17 protein-coding genes and 1 pseudogene are annotated in these 20,239 nt (G+C 40.6%); 5 read left to right on the top strand and 13 right to left on the bottom strand.

The genetic code is table 11. The features are described from left to right. The first annotated feature begins 152 nt into the window (after window positions 1-152). On the top strand, window positions 153-2,900 hold the full coding sequence (locus MTN96_RS26700) for a prolyl oligopeptidase family serine peptidase (protein WP_248533272.1): 2,748 nt from the start codon (window positions 153-155) through the stop codon (window positions 2,898-2,900). A gap of 364 nt (window positions 2,901-3,264) precedes the next feature. Continuing rightward, window positions 3,265-3,348, top strand: a complete 84-nt coding sequence (locus tag MTN96_RS37345; protein ID WP_374275999.1) for a Fic family protein — start codon at window positions 3,265-3,267, stop codon at window positions 3,346-3,348. A 102-nt stretch (window positions 3,349-3,450) separates the two neighbouring features. Here MTN96_RS37345 and MTN96_RS26705 read toward each other — a convergent pair whose 3' ends face one another. After that, entirely contained in the window at window positions 3,451-4,635 is a 1,185-nt protein-coding gene (locus MTN96_RS26705; RefSeq protein ID WP_036980224.1) for an NAD(P)/FAD-dependent oxidoreductase, read from the bottom strand. 447 nt (window positions 4,636-5,082) lie between these two features. Here MTN96_RS26705 and MTN96_RS26710 point away from each other — a divergent pair, with 447 nt between their 5' ends. Further along, entirely contained in the window at window positions 5,083-7,212 is a 2,130-nt protein-coding gene (locus MTN96_RS26710) for a S8 family peptidase (protein WP_248533274.1), read from the top strand. Between the two features lie 71 nt (window positions 7,213-7,283). Here the strand turns inward: MTN96_RS26710 and MTN96_RS26715 are convergent, their stop codons facing one another. The 7 genes and pseudogenes from MTN96_RS26715 to rplU all read right to left on the bottom strand — a co-directional run bounded on the left by MTN96_RS26715 (window position 7,284) and on the right by rplU (window position 12,255). After that, window positions 7,284-7,757 (bottom strand): peroxiredoxin, encoded by a 474-nt coding sequence (locus tag MTN96_RS26715; RefSeq protein ID WP_036980226.1) that lies wholly within the window; start codon window positions 7,755-7,757, stop codon window positions 7,284-7,286. Between the two features lie 74 nt (window positions 7,758-7,831). Beyond that, window positions 7,832-9,286, bottom strand: a pseudogene (locus tag MTN96_RS37185) (methyl-accepting chemotaxis protein); the annotation flags it as partial. Between the two features lie 53 nt (window positions 9,287-9,339). After that, window positions 9,340-9,714: a DUF3718 domain-containing protein gene (locus MTN96_RS26730; RefSeq protein WP_054201942.1), complete on the bottom strand. Its 375-nt coding sequence runs from the start codon at window positions 9,712-9,714 to the stop codon at window positions 9,340-9,342. 82 nt (window positions 9,715-9,796) lie between these two features. Next, window positions 9,797-10,288: a type 3 dihydrofolate reductase gene (gene folA / locus MTN96_RS26735; RefSeq protein WP_171034710.1), complete on the bottom strand. Its 492-nt coding sequence runs from the start codon at window positions 10,286-10,288 to the stop codon at window positions 9,797-9,799. 75 nt (window positions 10,289-10,363) lie between these two features. After that, window positions 10,364-11,515 (bottom strand): Obg family GTPase CgtA, encoded by a 1,152-nt coding sequence (gene cgtA, locus MTN96_RS26740; RefSeq protein WP_013465920.1) that lies wholly within the window; start codon window positions 11,513-11,515, stop codon window positions 10,364-10,366. 154 nt (window positions 11,516-11,669) lie between these two features. Continuing rightward, complete coding sequence (gene rpmA, locus MTN96_RS26745) at window positions 11,670-11,927, bottom strand: 50S ribosomal protein L27 (RefSeq protein WP_008114963.1); 258 nt, start codon at window positions 11,925-11,927, stop codon at window positions 11,670-11,672. A gap of 16 nt (window positions 11,928-11,943) precedes the next feature. After that, window positions 11,944-12,255, bottom strand: coding sequence for a 50S ribosomal protein L21 (gene rplU, locus MTN96_RS26750; protein ID WP_004587921.1), 312 nt, complete (start codon window positions 12,253-12,255; stop codon window positions 11,944-11,946). 423 nt (window positions 12,256-12,678) lie between these two features. On the opposite strand from rplU, the gene ispB reads away from it, so the two are divergent. Continuing rightward, entirely contained in the window at window positions 12,679-13,650 is a 972-nt protein-coding gene (gene ispB / locus MTN96_RS26755) for an octaprenyl diphosphate synthase (RefSeq protein ID WP_036980230.1), read from the top strand. 75 nt (window positions 13,651-13,725) lie between these two features. Here ispB and mdh read toward each other — a convergent pair whose 3' ends face one another. Further along, window positions 13,726-14,658 carry a malate dehydrogenase gene (mdh, locus tag MTN96_RS26760; RefSeq protein WP_013465922.1) on the bottom strand — a complete coding sequence of 311 codons (933 nt, stop codon included), beginning with the start codon at window positions 14,656-14,658 and terminating at the stop codon, window positions 13,726-13,728. 215 nt (window positions 14,659-14,873) lie between these two features. On the opposite strand from mdh, the gene argR reads away from it, so the two are divergent. Beyond that, window positions 14,874-15,341 carry a transcriptional regulator ArgR gene (gene argR / locus MTN96_RS26765; RefSeq protein WP_008114955.1) on the top strand — a complete coding sequence of 156 codons (468 nt, stop codon included), beginning with the start codon at window positions 14,874-14,876 and terminating at the stop codon, window positions 15,339-15,341. A gap of 57 nt (window positions 15,342-15,398) precedes the next feature. Here argR and MTN96_RS26770 read toward each other — a convergent pair whose 3' ends face one another. Genes MTN96_RS26770 through MTN96_RS26785 form a run of 4 tightly spaced genes read right to left on the bottom strand, consistent with a single transcriptional unit; the run spans window position 15,399 to window position 20,026 of the window. After that, on the bottom strand, window positions 15,399-16,298 hold the full coding sequence (locus tag MTN96_RS26770) for a Dyp-type peroxidase (RefSeq protein ID WP_036980231.1): 900 nt from the start codon (window positions 16,296-16,298) through the stop codon (window positions 15,399-15,401). 39 nt (window positions 16,299-16,337) lie between these two features. Continuing rightward, the gene (locus MTN96_RS26775; protein ID WP_248533280.1) at window positions 16,338-17,390 is read right to left on the bottom strand and encodes an ABC transporter ATP-binding protein; all 1,053 of its coding nucleotides are present in this window, start codon (window positions 17,388-17,390) and stop codon (window positions 16,338-16,340) included. Continuing rightward, window positions 17,391-19,022 (bottom strand): iron ABC transporter permease, encoded by a 1,632-nt coding sequence (locus MTN96_RS26780; RefSeq protein ID WP_248533282.1) that lies wholly within the window; start codon window positions 19,020-19,022, stop codon window positions 17,391-17,393. After that, window positions 19,022-20,026, bottom strand: coding sequence for a Fe(3+) ABC transporter substrate-binding protein (locus tag MTN96_RS26785; protein WP_248533284.1), 1,005 nt, complete (start codon window positions 20,024-20,026; stop codon window positions 19,022-19,024). Before MTN96_RS26785 ends, MTN96_RS26780 begins: the two co-directional genes overlap by 1 nt. Between the last annotated feature and the right edge of the window lie 213 nt (window positions 20,027-20,239).

Consider the following 20,239-nt stretch of genomic DNA (forward strand, 5'->3'; position numbering starts at 1 on the left):
ACCTTTCACCTTTTACCTTTCACCTTTTACCTTTTACCTTTTACCTTTTATTTTTAACTTCTCATCTCTGCCCTGCTACCACTTATCGTATCTACTCGAATTGTTATTAAAACTCGTTACAATAAAATAATGTTAAAAAACGAGAATCTATAATGAAAACACAACTCACTCTTGTAGGCTGTGCACTTATTACCAGCTTAACGAGCGCCAGTGCTTTAGCTAATAAGCCATTAAAATTTAAAGATGTATTTGATTTTAAATCTGCAAAAGGCACGCAGCTTTCTGAAAATGGTCAAATCCTATCTTTAAGTGCAACCCCTTATCGCGGGGATGCTACAGGGAAAGTCTACTCACTCAATAGCAATAAGCTTATTGCTGAGGTGGAACGAGGAACCCGTCCTACCATTAGCAAAATGGCAAACTGGGTCGCATTTACGCAGGTGCCTACTCTGCTTGAAAAAGAAACCACTAAGAAAAAAAGTGACTTAAAAAATAACTTAGTATTAGTGAACACCCAAACCGGTGAGCAGCAAAGCTTTAATAATGTAAAAGATTACGTGCTAGCTAATAACGGCCAGTGGCTGGTCTATCGCAAAAATGAAAACGCTGAAGAAGACGATAAAAAACTCGACAACGATAGCGCTATCACTGCCGACAAAAAAGATAAAAGCTATCCGCTGGTTATCATCAACTTAAGTGATAAGCGCACTCATACTCTTGAAAGTGCCTTTACCTATGGCATTAGTGCCACCAGCGATCAGCTATTAGTGAGTCAAAGCTATGTTGATGGCGGCAATAATCAAATTACTTTATTCTCACTCGATGATTTTACCAGCACCGTGTTAATTGATGAGCCCGGTGTGGTTGCTAGCAAAATAGCCTGGCACCCAATCGAAAAAACCGTTGCGTTTACCTTAGGCAACTATGTAAACGATGATAAGCGTCGTCGTCAGTACGAATTAACGCTGTGGCAAAACGACACGCTAACCACTGTGCAATCACCTAACCCAGAATGGTTAATGGGCAAAACCGCGACATTAACTTGGGCCGAAGATGGTACACGTTTATACTTTGAAAACCGCCCAAAACTCGCTGCAAAAGTTAAACAAAAAGAATACACAAATGAGTCATCACTGTATGACTTTGAAGTAATTCGCGACCATAAAGGATTAAATGTATGGCACAACAATGACGCGCAAATTAAACCTCGCGAAGAGCAGCAATGGAATGAAAATAATAAAAACCGTCATTACATTGCGGTATACCATGTAAATTCACAGCAAGTCGTTCAGTTAAGCACGCCAAATATGCCTGAGCTGGCGCTTAATACTGAGCGTGCCACGTCATTGTTAGGCTACTCAAATTTAGCGCATCTTGAAAAAGTAATGTATGGCGGTTTTTTTGCTGACTACTTTGCTGTTGATATAAACACGGGTAAACAGACTTCTATCATTAACGACTATCCATTTAGGCCGAGCCTTGCGCCCAATGGGCAGTTTGCTGCTTACTTTGATAATAACCAAGTACAGCTTAAAAACTTAGGTAATAATAAAGTGAGCGTACTCAGCAAGGCGATTAACGCCACGTTTGCCGATGACAAACACGACTATCCATCCAAGCAGCCTGGTTATGGTTTTGCAGGCTGGCTTAACGATAGCAGCGAAATACTGGTTTATAGCAAATACGATATTTGGTCATTTAACGTCAATACCAAGCAAGCTAAACGCTTAACTAATGGTAAAAAAAGTAATACGCAATACAGAGTGATCAAACTTGATAAAAACCAAGTAGGCTTTAACAACAATGATACGCTCCTGCTTTCTGCAATTAATTTACAAAGCAAGCAAAGTGAAGTGGCAAAACTTAATTTAGCAACTCTTGAAGTCACTAAATTACTTACAGGTAATAAGCGCTTTGATGTAGTTAAAAAAGCCAAAAATGCCGATAAATACTTATTTACTGAGCAAACCTATCAGCAATTTCCAGACATTTACCAAACAGACTCTAACTTTAAACAACCACAACGCGTAACTAACCTTAACCCTCAGATAAGCAACTTTGCTTGGGGACAAACACCTGAACTCATTAGCTATAAAGGCTTTGATGGTGAAGATTTACAAGGGGTATTAATCAAGCCTGCCGGTTATAAAAAAGGCGATAAAGTGCCTGTTGTGGTGTACTTTTACCGCTACATGAGCCAGCGCATGTATGACTTTCCAAAAATGGAATTAAATCATCGCCCTAATTTCCCGATGTTTACCTCAAATGGCTACGCCATCTTTTTACCTGATATTCGCTTTGAAATAGGTCACCCTGGTAAATCCTCAACTCAAACCATGATCAACGCCACACAAAAGCTGATTGATTTAGGTATTGCCGATGCTAATAAAATAGGCTTACAAGGCCACTCTTGGGCGGGTTATCAAAGTGCATTTATGATCACCCAAACTGATATGTTTAAAGCAGTGGTATCGGGCGCGCCAGTATCAAACATGACCAGTGCTTACAGTGGCATTCGCTTAAAATCTGGACTTGCACGCCAATTTCAATACGAAACAGGGCAAAGCCGTATTGGTAAAAATTTATTTGAAGCACCTGAGCTTTATATTGAAAACTCGCCAGTTTTTTTTGCCGATAAAGTAAACACGCCTATTTTGATTATGTTTGGCGACAAAGATGATGCGGTGCCATGGCATGAAGGCGTGCAATATTACTTAGCGCTTCGTCGCGCAGGTAAAGACGCAACCTTTTTACAATATGAAGGTGAACCGCATCACCTAAAACAATTTCCAAATCAGGTCGATTTTTCAGTGCGTATGATGCAGTACTTTGATCATTACCTTAAAGGCAAACCGGCCGCTAAGTGGATGAAAAAAGGTGAAGCGTTTATCGAAGAGTAACCACTAGAAGTTAAAAACCCCGACTGCACTGCGTGATATCGGGGTTTTTAACTATGTAACCTTAACTTTGGTTAAGAGATTTACTAACGTATTGAATCAAAATTGATATTTATATTTATATTTATTTTCTCTAGCCAGAGATTTCCAGTGAAAACAAGGCGAAATTACGCGTCAATAGCTCGCCTATTGCAAGTAAATTCAACGTAGTTAGCGCTGTAAATAGCTGCTTGAGATAGATTTATTATCCAGAGTTCAGGTTAAATATATTTATCCAAAGCGAAAAGTCACTAAACCGACAAGAGCTGCAAATTTACTTGGATTAAAAGACCGTAAACATTTTAGAGAGCGCTACTTAAAGCCAGCCATTGATGCTGGAATTATAGAAATGACTATTCCCGAAAAACCAAATAGCAAAATGCAGCAGTATAAACCTACCCAGACGAGTTAAAAGCTTAAGTTATAAACAGAGCAGGAATAAACGCCACCTCAAAGATGAAGTGGCGTGTTAATACGCTGTTTCCAGCGAAATTTTATAATTGATTAAAAACGACTACGCGTACTGCCCGGCGGCAAATCCACAGCTCCACGCGTATTGGAAATTATAGCCTCCTAGCCAACCCGTTACATCGGTCACTTCGCCAATAAAGTATAAGCCTTTAGCTTTTTTAGCCTCAAATGTCTTTGAGCTCAACTCGTCGGTATCTACGCCGCCTAAAGTAACCTCTGCGGTTCTGTAACCCTCGGTACCATTTGGTTTAATTTGCCACGCATGAATATAATCAGCAAGCGCGTCTATTTGGCCATGCGTTAGTTGATTAATATTACAATCGGGAATGGCGTTACTGGCGTGGAGTATTTCTACAAAGCGCTTAGGTAGGATAGTCGCGAGGCTATTTTTCAACGATTTTTGCGCTTGTGTTTCTCGCCAATTAGCTAGCTGTTGCTTTAAATCTAGTTCAGGCAGTAAATTGATCGTTACCGCCTGACCTGCTCGCCAAAATGAGCTTATTTGCAATATAGCAGGCCCAGATAGCCCACGATGAGTAAATAAAATATTCTCTTTAAATACGGTGCCATCTTCGCTTGCAACTTCACAAGGAATACTAATACCCGAAAGCCCTTCAAAACGGTCTTTATCGTGCTGATGTAAGGTAAAGGGAACTAGAGCAGCCATAGTCGGCAATATCTTTAAGCCAAATTGCTCTGCAATTTTATAGCCGATTGGCGTAGCACCCAGTTTAGGCATGGTTAACCCACCCGATGCAACCACAAGCGACTCACAAGTAAGTGTTTCTTGTTCAGTTGTCACACTATAGCCGGTGGCTGTTTTAGCGACATTTAACACTTCGCTGCGCAGTTTAATAGTAACGCCCGCCCACTCACACTCGGTTAGTAAAATATCAACAATGTCTTGTGCGCTATTGTCACAAAATAATTGCCCGAGTGTCTTATGGTGATACGCCAAACCATGTCGGTCTACAAGCTCTACAAAGTCGTGCTGCGTGTAGCGACTTAAGCACGATTTTACAAAATGGGGGTTAGCGCATAAATAGTTGCTAGGGCTTGCATTTTCATTTGTAAAATTACAACGCCCACCGCCACTAATTAAAATTTTACGTCCTGGCTTTTTACCCATATCAAGTACTGTGACGCTTCGGCCGCGATACCCTGCTTGTGCCGCACACATTAAACCAGCGGCTCCGGCACCAATCACTATCACATCAACGTGAGTCATTTAGTTATCTCTTAAAAACTTTTGTGAATTATAACAAAGTTTCAATAATAACCAGATAGCCAGAGCGTGTTTATCTTGAGCGTAAACAGGATGCGTAAGCTTTGCTCGATTTTTACTTAGTCCACAAGGTTACAAATCGCGCGCCGCGGTTAACCTCTTCCTAGATTGAACTTATTTTAATCCGCAAAGGTCAACACCCCTTTTGTATTATTTTTAATTTATCAATAAAAGTTAATTAATAATAAAAAACCCAAAAAAAATATAATACATTAGGATTATTAACAATATAAAAACAAATACAAAACAACTGAAAGCGCACTAAATACGCGGTTATAACTAAATGAAATAGGTACATACGTATTTAATATTTCAAAGTGGTTAACAGATCATTTACCTTTGTACCCGCTTTGTGGATTTTCACAAATAATAATAAAACTAAGGGTAATTATGACTTCTAATAATTCATTCAAAAAATGCGCTGTTGCGCTAACAATAAGTACACTGTTTGCTGCCAGCTCAAGCATGGCTAACCTAGCGCAAGCAATCGCACCTTCAATGGCAGAAACCTCAGCCAAGTTACAAAATCAAGGTGGCTTTGAGACTCAATTCATCATTAAATATAAAAATAACAACGATATGATGAGCACCTCAACCGCTGATGTATCACCAGCAATGATGAATAAAAAAGCGCAAAGCTTTGTAAAAAACTTCACCTCAAAAAAAGGCAAAGTTAAAGCTAAGTATGTTCGCGCAATGGCACTCAATAACCATCACGTAATGCGTGCCGATAAAAAACTAAACGCTGAAGAGGCCCAGCAGTTCATGCAAGAAATGGTTAATTCGGGTAATGTTGAATATATTGAAGTCGATCAAATGCTAAAACCATTTGCGACACCAAATGACCCGCGTTTTGATGATCAATGGCATTACTATGAGCAAGCCGGTGGACTTAACTTACCAACAGCTTGGGATACGGCAACAGGCAGTGGTGTGGTTGTCGCTGTGCTTGATACGGGCTACCGCCCTCACGTTGATTTAAACGCTAATATTTTACCAGGCTACGATATGATCTCTAATCTATCAGTCGCCAATGATGGCAATGGCCGTGACAACGATGCTCGCGATCCAGGGGATGCAGTTGCAGCTGGTGAATGTGGTAATAACGGTGCACAAGGCTCTAGTTGGCATGGTACTCACGTTGCAGGCACTGTCGCTGCAGTAACAAATAACGGTGAAGGCGTTGCTGGTGTTGCTTATGACGCCAAAGTAGTACCAGTGCGTGTATTAGGTAAATGTGGCGGTTTAACCTCAGATATTGCTGACGGTATCATTTGGGCCTCAGGTGGTAATGTATCGGGAACATCAGCAAATGCTAATCCTGCTGATGTAATTAACATGAGTTTAGGTGGTGCGGGTGCATGTAGTTCAACCACGCAAAATGCCATAAATACTGCACGTAACAACGGCACAGTTGTTGTTATTGCTGCAGGTAACGATAACGATAATTCTGCAAACTACAACCCAGGTAACTGTAATGGTGTTGTTAATGTTGCATCAGTTGGCCGTAATGGTGGCCGCGCTTATTACTCAAATTACGGAAGTAATATTGATGTGGCAGCACCGGGTGGCGCGCAAAGCTTTGCCAATGATTCTGAAGGTGTTTTATCAACTTACAATTCAGGTTCAACAACTCCATCAAGCGACAGTTATGGCTTTTCGCAAGGCACCTCAATGGCGGCTCCTCATGTTGCGGGTGTTGCTGCACTGATCAAACAAGCAAAACCAAACGCGACTCCTGATGAAATAGAAAGTATTTTAAAAACAACCACTCGTCCATTTTCTTCTACGTGTACCAGCTGTGGTACAGGTATTGTTGATGCGGCCGCTGCGGTTGCTGCAGCATCAGATGGTACACCGCCAACAACGGGTGATAACGAACTTGTTGATGGAGAAGTCAAAACCGGTTTAAGCGGTGCGGCAAGTGCACAAGACTTTTACACTATGACAGTACCAAGTGGTGCAACCAATGTTACTTTCACTATGAGTGGTGGCACAGGGGATGCTGACTTGTATGTACGTGCAGGTAGTAAACCAACCACAACCACTTATGATTGTCGTCCATATAAAGGTGGAAACAGTGAAGAATGTTCTATTGATAATCCAACAGCCGGCACTTACCATGTAATGCTGCGTGGTTATTCAGCCTACAGTGGCGTGAGTTTAGTCGGTAACATCACGGGTGGTTCAACAGGTGGTGGTTCAGGCACACCTCAAGCAGGTGGTGGCACAGTGTCTGATATCACAGCAAATGCAGGTCAGTGGAAACATTACACGCTAGATGTACCGGCGGGTATGGCAAGCTTTACTGTTACAACGTCAGGCGGCACCGGTGATGCAGATTTATTTGTAAAATTTGGTAGCCAGCCAACAAGCTCAAGCTATGATTGTCGTCCATATAAAAATGGTAACGCCGAAACTTGTACTTTTAGTAATCCTCAAGCGGGAACATGGCACTTAAGTGTTAATGCGTATCAAACATTCTCTGGTTTAACGCTAAGCGGTCAATACCAGCCATAAAACATCCTCTTTAGATAAAAAAAGCCAATACACTGTATCGGCTTTTTATTCTCTGATTAAAGTCGTCAGTGTTAAAGCTTGGCTAAAACAGCTTCAGCACTGCTTATTACAAACTCTTTGCCTTGTTCTACAAATAGACCAGTAACAACACCATTATCAACAACCATCGCGTATCGTTTTGAGCGTATTCCACCAAAGCCTGCGGTATCTTTTTCAAGCCCTAAAGCACAAGTAAAACTAGCATCACCGTCTGCAAGCATATCTATATGTTCTGCATTTTGTGACTCACCCCACGCTTTCATCACAAATGCATCGTTTACCGATACACAATAAATAGCGTCAATTCCCTTGGCCTTAATTTTATCAGCCAAGCTAATATATCCAGGTAAATGAGCATTCGAACACGTTGGTGTAAAAGCGCCTGGCACTGCAAATAACACGACTTTTTTATCTGCAAATAATTCATTGCTTGTCAGTGTTTGCATACCGTCATCGGTTAGCTTAGATAGACTAACTGCGGGTATTGTTTGACCTTGTTCAATCATGTTAAATCCTTTGGGTAACTACGTAGACTTTTAGCATACAGGTTAATATTTACGGTTTCGAGTTTATACCGAGATTAAACTGCATCACTGTCTAAACCCAATCCCTTTTTAATTGTTGCCATTTGCAGCGCTAGCTGCGAGCGAATATCAGACACCAACTCACTCAACTCATTTACTTGGCTTTTCTTATTATGCATTGATTGAGTAAAGTCACTAAGGAAATTGCTTTGCTGTTTTTCAAGCTCCATTGCTTCAACTGCAACTGTGTTTGTCTGCTGAGCATTATTTGCGACCCCTTCCGAGTTTGCTTGAAGCTCTTGGGCATTTTCGGTTTGTAATTGGGCATCCTCAGTTAACGCATTAATTTGTGAGTAGACCATTTGAGAGTTCTCACTTAATAACGCCAGCTGATCGTTAATCTCTTTTAACGAACCTTGGGTTTGCATGACTAATTGCCTTACTTCATCAGCAACCACCGCAAAACCTCGACCTTGTACGCCGCTCAGTAACTCTTGCACACTGTGCATACCTTGTTCAATATGTTGCTGTGTATCAGAACTCGCATTAAGCATATTTTTAGCAAAACCAACACTTTGCTGCATTGCCTCATAAGTATTTTGAGCATTTTCAGCAGCTTGAGCGTTAATATGATTAACCTGCTCACCTATGTGTTGAATATTTACTAGTAAACTTTCATTTTTAACAACTGTTTTAGGATTATTCACTGTAATATTTTTTTAACTCATTACTTTCGATTAAAAATGCAAACCATCTCGTAGTTGCCTCAAAGGCTGTAAAACCTGTTTACGTTGCACCCAATAAATACCAAAAGCTAATATTACTAAACCACCTATTGCGATTCCGAACACCCAAAATACTCGTTGTTTAACGGTATCTTGCTGCGCTTTTAATGTTTGCTCTGCTTCAATCACTGTTTTTGATAACACGCTAATTTGTTCACGTAACTCATTCGTTCCAGAATTACGCTGCTTTGCTTGCGATAAAGTACTGCTTAAATCGCGCAAATAACGTTTAGGCCAACTCACCAACTCCGCTTTTATATCAGCATCCAGATCTTCTGGCTCTTCATCTACAAATAAAGCAAATTCATCAACCTCATTCATCACTCCTAAATTAGGCAACTGTGCAATTTTTGCAGCGAGTAAGTTTAAATTTTTTACACTTTGTTGCAGGCTTTTTTCAATTTCAGGCTGGTAATCATTTAGCAGTTGATAGGTCGATAAAGATAAATTAACCACTTCACTATAATAGTCACTCGCCAACTTATTGTAGCTTAGAGCATGGGTACTTAGAGTTGAGGCTTTTTGTACATAATTTATAAGCGATGACGCTGAGCCCGTCATTTATCTCAGTGCATTGTCTAAAAGCGCAGTATCGTTACCTGAGAGCTTTCCTAGAGCTCTGTATTTACCGTTAATGTCTTTATTTAGTGAAAATAGCTGTGTTGAAAGGCGCACTTCTAACTCAGAGGGAAGGATAGATAAAAGCTCAATGGAAGGATGTTTTAGGTAACTAATAAAAAACCGCGTATAAACGCGGTTTTTTTAAATTAAGCTTTTAATTAAAGGCCTGCGCGGTCTTTAATAATAGGGATTAAAGGTGATCCTGCATGATTTGCCTCAGCCCAGGCTATATCGGCACCATCTTCAAGTGAGCTCTTTGATAAGTTTTTAACAATGTACTCACCCGTATCAACCGCATTACTTGCAACAGCGTGACGCAATAAGTTATTACCATTACAGAAAACTGCATCATAGATATTACGAACTTTCACACGTGAACTTTTTAATTTGCTACGCAGACGGTTTTTATCATCACCAGCAATGTATTCACAGATTGAAACAGCTAACTGATCATTAGCGCTTGCAGGCGCAGTATAAGCGAACGAACCTGCTGCAATAGCAGCAATTACAACTAGCTTCGGTAATTTAATCATTGACTGGATACCTTATATCAATACTTTTTTCGTACTCGACTGTTTAATATTGTACCAACACGCTCAGATTTTGGCAATAATGTTAAGAAATTTTATTCAAAGTTACGAACTTATAACTATATTTATTTTTATCATCGGGCGTCATCAACATTTCATCTTCAATTTGCCAGTTTGCAACACTTTTATAATCAGGAAATTGTGTATCTCCTTCAACATCTAAGTCTATAAAGGTTAAATACAAGCGCTGCGCCTGCGCTAAAAACTGCTGGTAGATGTTTCCGCCACCAATTATCATCACCTCTGCAACATCATTAACAAGCTCAAGTGCAGCTTCTGGTGTGGTTACTGTTTCAATTCCTGATGCGTGATAGTCTTTATTACGAGTAATAATAATATTACGTCGCCCAGGTAACGGTCGGCCTATTGATTCAAATGTTTTGCGCCCCATAATAACGGGTTTACCAGAGGTTACTTTTTTAAAGTGCTGAAGGTCACCAGGTAAATGCCATGGCATTTTATTATCTAAGCCAATGACACGGTTGTTTGCCATTGCTGCAATCATTGAAATTATCACACTAAACACCTAATTCTTTATTATTAAAAAAATAAAAAAGGAGCGTTAGCTCCTTTTAAATATATACAATTATAATTAACGCTCGTAGACAACTTCTACGTCGTAATCATCTTCATCCCAATCATCCCAGTCATCATCATCGCCTTTAGTGGCTTTTTGATGGTAGGTATCCCACTTAAATTCAACCTCTTCGTCTGCCACTTCTACAAACTTCTCTTTAGGCATGTTATCAAGTAGCGTCATGATGTCGTGAATTAATGGCTGCGTATTTAATTTATTAATTGCAGCAATACTGTAAATATTTTCAGACTCACCCAACTCTTCTGCAATTTGCTCACATAAGGCTTTGGCTTCATCTTCAGGCAATAAATCAATTTTATTAAATACTAACCAGCGTGGCTTTTCAGCGAGCTTAGGGCTGTACTGGTGTAGCTCGTTGATGATTGCAAATGCATTATCAACAGGGTTAGAGCCATCAACTGGCATTACATCTATAATGTGTAAAAGCACACGACAACGCTCTAAATGCTTTAAGAAGCGAATACCTAATCCCGCTCCCTCTGACGCGCCTTCAATCAAACCTGGAATATCAGCAATTACAAATGATTTGTTTGCTTCAGGACGAACAACCCCTAAGTTAGGAATCAGCGTAGTAAATGGATAATCAGCTACTTTAGGTTTTGCAGCTGACACACTGCGGATAAAGGTTGATTTACCTGCATTTGGTAACCCAAGTAAGCCGACATCAGCCAGTAGCATTAGCTCTAACTTAAGGTTACGTACTTCACCCGGTGTGCCAAGTGTTTTTTGACGTGGAGCACGATTAGTACTTGATTTAAAACGCGCATTCCCCAAGCCATGGAAACCGCCTTTTGCAACCACAATTCGTTGACCATCTTGGGTTAAATCCCCTAATGATTCCTGTGTATCAACATCAATAATACGTGTACCAACAGGCACTTTAACGATCAGATCTTCACCTTTCTTACCCGTACAATTACGGCTTTGACCGTTTGTACCGCGTTCTGCTCTGTGAAAACGCTCAAATTGATAGTCAATAAGGGTATTTAAGTTTTCATCAGCTTGTAGATAAACACTACCACCGTCTCCACCGTCACCGCCATCAGGTCCACCATCTGGAACATATTTCTCACGACGAAAAGACACGATGCCGCTGCCACCGTCACCAGCTTCTGCGCGAATTTCTACTTCATCTACAAACTTCATGATTACTCACTTTAGGGATTGGCTTGTTAATAACTCTATTATATACCTAAGTGGCCTATAGAGCACACTGAGCATAAAAACACTTGGGTATATATTTAAACATGCTTAAAACAAAAAACCCCGCAAAGGCGGGGTTTTTTAACTACCTTACTGATTACTCAGCTACGATAGTTACGTATTTACGGTTTAAAGGACCTTTTTGTTCAAACTGAACTTTACCATCTGCTTTTGCGAAGATAGTGTGGTCTTTACCGATACCTACGTTTGCGCCTGGGTGGAAACGAGTTCCACGCTGACGAACAATGATGCTACCCGCTAGAACTGATTCGCCACCAAAACGCTTAACACCTAGGCGTTTGCTTTCTGAATCGCGACCATTACGAGTACTACCAGCTGCTTTTTTATGTGCCATTTCTAAGTACCTCTAATTAAGCGCTAATGCCAGTGATTTTAACTTCTGTGAACCATTGACGATGGCCCATTTGCTTACGAGAATGCTTACGGCGTCTAAATTTAACAACCTTAATCTTCTCACCGCGACCGTGTGAAACAACCTCAGCTGTTACTTTACCACCGTTTACGAACGGTACACCAATCTCGATCTTCTCACCATCAGCAACTAAAAGTACTGAATCAAATTCAACTGCTGCACCAGTTTCAACGTCTAATTTCTCTAGACGAATTGTTTGACCTTCAGTCACACGGTGCTGTTTACCACCACTTTGGAAAACCGCGTACATAATTAACTCCGTCTGTGCGCCCTCAAATCGACGCAACTAAAATATTCTTCAATAGGGCGCGAAGTTTACGCTAATGCGTAAAAACTAGCAAGCCTCTTTTTGTAATTAAATGAATAAAAAGTAGCTGCATTGAGAGCAATTCAATATTTCCCCTATTTTATATTAAAATCCCCCTTTGCCAAGCGCTTTTTAACGGTTACAGAAAATAAATTAGCAATAGCAAAGCGAGCCTATGTAGTTCAATTAACCACCAAGGGTGATTCAAAATTAAACCAGGGTGTTTAATCAATTATTCACAAGGTTAATAGGTTATTTAACCTAATTAAGGGTGTTTTTTTAAGGAATCATCACAAAATATCGAGCTAATGCATTTTTTGTTGTACAATCTGCGCCGTTCACACATTAAAATTGGCTCGGAGATCAATGGATATAAAAGCTATCCAGGCGTTAATCGAAAGCGATATGAATGACGTCAATCAACTAATACATGCGCAAATGCGCTCAGATGTGGCGTTAGTTAATCAACTTGGTTTGTATATTGTTAACAGCGGTGGCAAACGTGTTCGCCCTATGTTGGCTATTTTGGCGGCTAAAGCGCTAGGTTACCAAGGCAAAGATCACATTACGCTAGCAACTATCATTGAATTTATTCATACCGCAACGCTTTTACATGATGATGTTGTAGATGAATCTAATTTGCGCCGTGGCACACCTACAGCAAATGCTGAGTTTGGTAATGCTGCTAGCGTACTGGTGGGTGATTTTATTTACACCCGCTCGTTTCAGCTAATGGTGGGTCTTGGTAAAATGCAAATAATGCAAGTACTGGCTGATGCAACCAACATTATTGCTGAAGGTGAAGTGCTGCAATTAATGAACTGCAACGACCCTGATACCACTGAAGCCAGTTATATGCAGGTTATTTATTCTAAAACCGCCAAGCTATTTGAAGCAGCGACGGGCCTTGCGGCCATTATTACTGACCAAGACGATACTGTACTAGAGGCACTTAATTTGTATGGTATGCATTTAGGTACTGCTTTTCAGTTAGTGGATGATGTTTTAGATTACAACGCTGATGCCGACCAACTTGGTAAAAACATTGGCGATGATTTAGCTGAAGGTAAGCCGACGTTACCTCTTATATATGCAATGCAACACGGTAGTGAGCATCAAACACAGTTAATAAGAGACGCTATTGAGCACTGTAATGGTATGGAGCACCTTGACGAGATACTGGCTGCGCTCAAACATACCAATGCCCTTGAGTTCACCATGGAAAAAGCCGAGCAAGAAGCTAATAAAGCAATTGCCTGTTTAGATTGCTTAGCGGAGTCGAGTTACAAGCAAGCACTAATTAGCTTAGCTAGAATAGCGGTTGACCGCGACCACTAAGTAATACTGTGTAGATAATTCCGAGCAATAAAAAAGCCTGCAAACGCAGGCTTTTTTATTGGTTAATTTTGGCTATTACGCCATAAAATCAACACCTTCTTTGATATCTTTTTTCAGCGTTTCAAGCATGTCATTTTTAGCTTGCTCTTCAAATGCGCTTAAAGTGCCGTAAGAAAGAATTTCTTCTACGCCATTTTTGCCTAAACGTACTGGGTGTGCAAAGTACTCTGCATCGCCATTTTCAACAGCAACGTATGCATAATCTACAACGTCTTCACCTTGTAGGCCTTTAACTAGAGACATACAAAAACGTGCTGCTGCAGCACCCATAGATAATGTTGCAGAACCACCGCCCGCTTTAGCATTAACTACTTCAGTACCTGCATTTTGGATACGAGGAGTTAGTGTAGCCACTTCTTCATCAGTGAAAGTAACACCTTCAACTTGAGAAAGTAACGGTAGAATGGTTGTGCCTGAGTGGCCACCAATCACTGGTACTTTAACACTTGCTACGTCTACGCCTTTAAGTTCAGCAATAAACGCTTCAGAACGGATCACATCGAGTGTTGTAATACCAAATACACGCTTAGCATCGTAAGTACCTGCTTTTTTGAATACTTCAGCAACAATCGGTACAGTGCCGTTAACTGGATTAGTGATAATACCTACAAGCGCTTTAGGACAGTTAGCAACAATGCCTTCTGCTAATGTTTTAATGATACCTGCGTTAACATTAAATAAATCTGCACGATCCATACCTGGCTTACGCGGCATACCCGCTGGGATTAAAACAATATCACAACCTGTTAATGCTTTATCTAGTGCATCTGCACCAAAACCTTCAACTTTTACATCTGTTGGGATATGAGAAAGGTCAACAGCAACACCAGGAACTACTGGCGCAACATCATATAGTGATAATTCTGAACCAGCTGGTAAGCCTGTTTTTAATAATAAAGACAACGCTTGACCGATACCACCTGCAGCACCTAATACAGCAACTTTCATTGGAATTCTCCGTGATTTGAGGAAGGAAATATTTGTGGTTCATAAGATAAAGAAATTAGCGACTAAAAACAAATTTATCCTGCCTATTTTAACTATATTTTCGACCATAGTTGTAAACTTTGCTGTTTAAACGCAGCAAAACCTAAACAACTGCTGCATAAATATGCATTTTTGTGTAGAATTTGCAGTATCGACAACATAACTAACTAGACACTATGCAACCACAAGACAAACAAGAAGCATTGGTAAAAGCCTTTAAAGCACTTTTGAAAGAAGAAAATTTTGGCTCACAAGGCGAAATAGTCGACGCATTAAAAGAACAAGGCTTTGATAATATTAGCCAAAGTAAAGTGTCGCGGATGTTAAGTAAGTTTGGCGCGGTACGTACCCGCAATGCAAAACAAGAAATGGTGTACTGTTTACCTGCCGAAATGGGTGTACCAACCGCTAAAAGCCCGTTACGCCAGTTAGTTATTGACATTATGCATAACGAAATGATGATTATTATTCGCACCAGCCCAGGCGCTGCGCAGCTAATTGCCCGTTTACTTGACTCATTAGGTAAAGCAGATGGCGTATTAGGAACAATTGCCGGCGATGACACTATTTTTATTGCGCCAGCGAAAGTATCAGAAATAGACCTCACATTAGAGCGTGTGCGTATTTTGTTTGATACGGTTTAAACACGTTTGGTTATCATTGTTACGGCTATGCTAATACGTAGCCGTTACTGGCTTGTTTTATAACTGCTTTAAAAATCGCACTGAGGGTGCAAAAAACGCAGAGCCCATATCTGCTTGAGTAAAATCAAGCCAATGATCGTAATGCTCCCCCTGCCCTAAACGGCTGTTGAGCACTTTCTCGAATGCATCCCCTTTAGCCGAGCACATAATCATTAACATTCCCTGCTCATACACGTCGCCATAAGGCATACTTTGATTTAGTAATAATGCTTGCCCCTGTTCATCTTTTAATTCACTTCGGGTTGCATGGCTGCTTTCAAGTGCGGGGCTTATTAGGGTATTGTCGAGACGAGTACGCCCCATTATTTGTTCTTGTTCTTGCAACGACAAGTGCTGCCATAACGTTAAGTCATGCTTATAGCGCTGAACATGAATATAGCTGCCTTGATCTTCAAAGCTATCGGGCTTATTAACGAGGGCCGTTACCCGTTTTTGACGACCATGCGGAGTATCGCCCGCATAAATAAAACCATTAAAATCACGGCCATCTAAAAAACGAAAATTTCGAATTTGCTCCACCAGCTCAACATCAGGGTTGAAAAGTTTTAATATTTGCAATGCAAACAGGTGGTTTACATCTTCTCTGTCTGAGCGGATTTGCACAAATAAATCGCATGGCCTTGCACTCATCACAAAATCGCTATGGGTAATATTAGGAAAGCCTCGCAGCTCACTTGGCATATAATCAGGCAGAATGTGTGGCCAATATTGCGCGCCAATGGCGACCATACAAGAAAGCATAGATTCAGAGAACTGATCACTAAACTCATCTTCAATATCGCTCACTTTTTTAAGCTTAGCGCGAAGTAGTTCGTCGTGACCATCAAGTACATTAAAAAATAAGTGCAAACCGTGTAAGTTTGCTTCAGCACAAATCCCTGATTGCGCTTGCGCCATTGTTATTCCTTACTTTTTAGAGCAAAACACAGCGATTAATTACGATTCAAAAAAATTCACCGTGTGCGGTTTTATTTTTATTATAACCTGTTCATTAATTTCAAATGACTGGCCATACTGAGCTGCAACTTCTATTTCTTGCTCATCAATAACCACAGTGTATACATAAGCAGAGCCAATAAAGCGACTACTTAATATACTAACCCGCTCACATTGCTGTTGCGTATCGTTATTACTAACAAGTTCAAGTTGATGCGGACGCACATAAATAACGCCCTTATCGGCCACGCCATGCTGCTGTGGCTGTATTGATTCAACCACCCCAAACTGCGTTTCATATTCAGTGGCGGTTAATGCGGTGGCGCTTAAGTATATGCCCTGACCCAGAAACTCTGCAACCTCCTTTGAACGTGGTTTAGCAAAAAGCTGTTCTGGCGTACCTTGCTGCGCAATTTTACCTTGGTGCATAACCGCAAGCGTATCTGAAAAAGCAAACGCCTCTTCTTTTGAGTGAGTAACAAACACAGCCGATACTTGCTGCGCCTTAATAATGCGTCTAATGTCGGCAATTAACTCAAATCGTACTTGGGTATCAATATTAGAAAATGGCTCGTCAAGTAACAGTAAGCTAGGTTTATATGCTAATGCGCGTGCAATCGCTACTCGCTGCTGTTGCCCACCAGAGAGTTGATGAGGGAATCTATCGGCGCAGCCTACTAGGTGCACAAGCTTTAACATTTCATCCACGCGTGCGTGTTTATCTGCTTTGCTCATGCCGCTTAGCCCAAACGCAATATTATTAGCCACCGTTAAATGCGGAAATAACGCATAGTCTTGAAACATCATGCCAATATTACGATGCTCAGGTGAAACAAACGTATTAGCATCACTGACTAGCTTACCATCAATAAATACTTGCCCTTGTTTGGCTTCAATTAATCCTGCAATGGCTTTTAGTGTGGTGGTTTTACCGCAGCCACTGGCTCCGAGTAAACACACTATTTCGTCTTTACCTAAGGTTAAATCTAAATTATCTATCACCTTAGTCCCGTTATATGCATAGCTCACGCCTTGTAAAATCAAACTACTCATTTAGCTACGCTGCTCCATTGAACGGTTAATAAAATATAACGGAATAAACCCCACCACCACAATAAACAAAGCCGATATAGAGGCCAGCTCTAATTGTTCATCGCTTACATACTGAAACACATGAGTTGCTAAGCTTTCAAAATCAAAAGGCCTTAACAACAAAGCTGCGGGTAGCTCTTTCATACACTCGATAAAGACCAATAAACCGGCGGTTAATAAGCCTCGGCGTAATAAAGGTAAGTGCACTAAGCATAATGTGCGCCCTTGGCTTTTTCCCATTGACTGGCTTGCCATATCAAGGGAGGGACTAATGCGTGAAAAGCTCGACTCAATAGCTCCGTGTGCAACGGCGTAAAACCGCACTATATAAGCAAAAATAATAGTGAGTAAGCTACCAGTAAGTAATAAGCCAATATCTAAATCATAAGGAGCTAAAGTGCGGTTAATAGTATTTTCTAATAGGGTGAGTGGCAACAATACCGCTATCGCTAATACTGTGCCGGGTAACGCATAGCCCGTACTAGCCAAACGCCCGGGTATTAATGGATTTTTTTGTTTTGCAATGCGCTGATAAAACACCACTAAAACACTCAGTATAATAGTCACCACACTGACTACAGCCGCCACTTTTAAACTTTGCCATGCATAGCTAAAAAACTCACTATTCCACGCTTGATCAAAATACATCACTGCATATTTGAGCAATACAACCATCGGAATAATAAACGAAATAATTAAAATAAAGCTACAAAACCCAGTTGCTAGCCACGCAGACTTGCCTTTGAGGATATAAAGCGCTTCACTGTTCACGCTCGATTGACGCTCAAACACCGCTTGGTTACGACGGCTAAAACGCTCGGTGATCAATGCTAAGAACAGCAGTAGTAACATCATCCCTGAAATTTTTGCTGCTGCAGTTAATGAATAATAGCCAAACCAGGTATCGTATACGGCGGTGGTTAATGTACTGACAGCAAAATAGCTTACGGTGGCAAAATCAGCCATGGTTTCCATGCTGATCAAAGCAAGGGCCGCTACAATGGCACCACGGGATAATACAAGGCTGACTTTAAAAAAGCTTTTCCATGCATTTAGCCCCATTAACTGACTGGCTTGGACTAACTTAAAAGATTGTTCTCGCAGTGCAGTTTTAAAAATTAAATATAAATACGGGTAGAGTACCAGCGCAATCATAACAATAGCCCCTGGTAAGGTGCGTATATCAAAAAACCAGTAGTCACTTGGCGACTGCCAACCAAACCACTCTCTTAGAGTTATTTGTACCGGCCCCGCATAGTCGAGTAAATCAGTGTACACATAAGCAATAATATAAGTAGGCATGGCAAGAGGCAGCATCAATGCCCATTCAAACTGTTGTTTGCCAGGAAAACGACAATAAGCGGTGAGCCAACCCAGTGGTAATGCAATGGCGCAACTAAGCAGCCCTACACCTAAAACCAGTAATACGGTATTACTTATATAGTCCCACAGTACGGTATTCCACAGGTGGGTAAATACCTCTGAGTCGCCTTGTAAAGATTCTAATAGTAGGAAAAACAACGGAGTCGACAGCAATAACCCCGTCGACCACGCAATAAGCTGCCATTTCGACAGCTGAAATTTATAAGTCATTAAAGATCGAACTTCACCTCATCAATTAGCTTAAGGGCTAACGGACGATATTTGCTAATTTCATCAAGCGGTAAGCTGTCTTCCTTAAAGCTTCCCCATGATGCAACCAAACTAGAAAGTTTTACACCTGGCTTGACCGGATACTCCATATTGAGCGAGGCATACATATTTTGCGCCTTATTGTCGGTCATATACTCTATGAGTTTCAAGGCATTTTCAGGGTTTTTAGCATACTTAGTAATAACTGCACCCGATACATTTATATGTGAGCCTCGGTCAGTTTGATTTGGAAAGTTAATATGAACGGCTTCAGCCCATGGTTTTTGTGCTTCGTCTTGCAGCATTTTGCCCAAGTAATAACTATTACCTAAGGCTAAATTACATAAACCTTCTTTAACCGCTTTAACTTGCGCTCGATCGTTACCTTGAGGTTTACGCGCTAAATTAGCTTTTACACCCTCAAGCCATGTTTTCGTCTGTGCTTCACCATGATGAGCAATCATAGAAGCTACAAGGCCTAAGTTATATGGGTGTTTGCCAGAGCGAGTACAAATTTGTCCTTTGTATTGCGGCTCAGCAAGCGCTTCGTAGGTAAGGTTAGGCAATGCGCCTAAACGCTCTTTTGAAGAGTAAACATTACGCACGCGCTTAGTGAGCGCTACCCACTGACCATCGCCATCACGAAATGCCGCTGGGACATTATTATTAACCAGCTCGCTTTCTATGGTTTGCGTAAGATTTAGCTCTTCTAATTGAATTAAAGCACTAAAGTTTGAGGTTAAAACTAAATCGGCTTTGCTGTGTTTACCTTCACGCTTAACACGTTCTATTAAGCCTTTTTTAGCAAACACCACATTGGTTTTAATGCCCGTTTGCTGTGTAAAATCGTCTAAAATAGGTTTAATTAAAAAAGGTTGTCGAAATGAGTAAATATTCACAACATCAGTTGCAACAGCCGGTGCTGAGGCAATTAATCCAACAACAAACACGAGTGTTTTTTTCATATTGTCTTACCTAACTAATAATTATTATCATTAATTTTACCGCGATGTACTAAAAAGTGCACACTTTATATAATCACTTCGTGATAAATACACCCAAAAAAGAAAACCCCTGTAAGACATCTCTTACGCTTATGACAGCTAATGAGTAAAAACACTCTGTATAACACCACAAAAACATAACAAGTCATTGTATTTTATATAATTTAAAAATAT

The sequence above is a fragment of the Pseudoalteromonas sp. 2CM28B genome (assembly GCF_023161935.1).